The sequence below is a fragment of the uncultured Flavobacterium sp. genome (assembly GCF_937967675.1).
Lineage (GTDB): Bacteria > Bacteroidota > Bacteroidia > Flavobacteriales > Flavobacteriaceae > Flavobacterium.
Genome location: NZ_CALBSN010000094.1, coordinates 1 through 1,260, shown reverse-complemented (window position 1 = coordinate 1,260; position 1,260 = coordinate 1). Strand labels below are relative to the sequence as shown.

At 35.6% G+C, this 1,260-nt stretch carries 1 protein-coding gene; it reads right to left on the bottom strand.

Going from position 1 to position 1,260, the window contains the following annotated elements; all coding sequences use genetic code 11:
• Positions 1 to 23: 23 nt before the first annotated feature.
• The gene (locus Q0075_RS06685; protein WP_297868833.1) at positions 24 to 1,202 is read right to left on the bottom strand and encodes an acyl-CoA dehydrogenase family protein; all 1,179 of its coding nucleotides are present in this window, start codon (positions 1,200 to 1,202) and stop codon (positions 24 to 26) included.
• Positions 1,203 to 1,260: the final 58 nt, after the last annotated feature.

The following is a 1,260-nucleotide window of genomic DNA, read 5'->3' as shown; positions in this document are numbered from 1 at the left end:
TATCAATTTTATCTATTGTTCAATTATTTGAATGCAGGGAAACCAGTAACATCCATACCTGTAATTAACAAGTGAATGTCGTGAGTTCCTTCGTAAGTCACTACAGATTCTAAATTCATCATGTGTCTCATGATTGAATATTCACCTGTAATTCCCATTCCACCTAGCATTTGACGTGCGTCACGAGCAACAGTTAACGCCATATCAACGTTGTTTCTTTTTGCCATCGAAATTTGAGCTGTAGTAGCTTTTCCTTCGTTACGTAAAACACCTAATCTCCAAGTTAATAATTGTGCTTTTGTGATTTCAGTAATCATTTCAGCTAATTTCTTTTGTTGTAATTGAGTAGCTCCAATTGGTTTGTCAAACTGAATTCTTTCTTTTGAATAACGTAAAGCCGTATCATAACAATCCATTGCTGCTCCAATCGCTCCCCAAGCAATTCCATAACGTGCCGAATCTAAACAGCCTAGTGGTGCTCCTAATCCAGATTTGTTTGGTAATAAGTTTTCTTTTGGAACTTTTACGTTGTCAAAAATAAGCTCTCCAGTGGCAGAAGCTCTTAACGACCATTTATTGTGAGTTTCTGGAGTTGAAAAACCTTCCATTCCTCTTTCCACTATTAATCCGTGAATTCTTCCTTCTTCGTTTTTAGCCCAAACTACTGCAATATCAGCAAAAGGTGCATTCGAAATCCACATTTTAGCACCATTTAAAAGATAATGATCACCCATATCTTTAAAATTAGTTACCATTCCACCTGGATTTGAACCATAATCTGGTTCTGTTAAACCAAAACAACCAATGAATTCTCCAGTGGCTAATTTTGGTAAATATTTCATTCTTTGTTCTTCGTTTCCATATTTCCAAATTGGATACATTACCAATGAAGATTGAACAGATGAAGTCGAACGTACACCCGAATCTCCTCTTTCAATTTCTTGCATGATTAATCCATAAGAAATTTGATCTAATCCAGCACCACCATATTCCACTGGAATATACGGACCAAATCCACCAATTTCTCCCAAACCTTTTACGATTTGTTTTGGAAATTCTGCTCTTTGCGCGAAGTCTTCAATAATTGGAGATACTTCTTTTTTTACCCAAGCACGTGCAGCATCACGCACCATTTTATGTTCGTCAGATAATAATTCGTCTAATAAATAATAATCTGGGGATTGAAATAAGTCTGGTCTCATAGTTTTTGATTTGAAAGTCACAAAAGTAAGTAAAGATTTTTAACAAATCAACGAACAA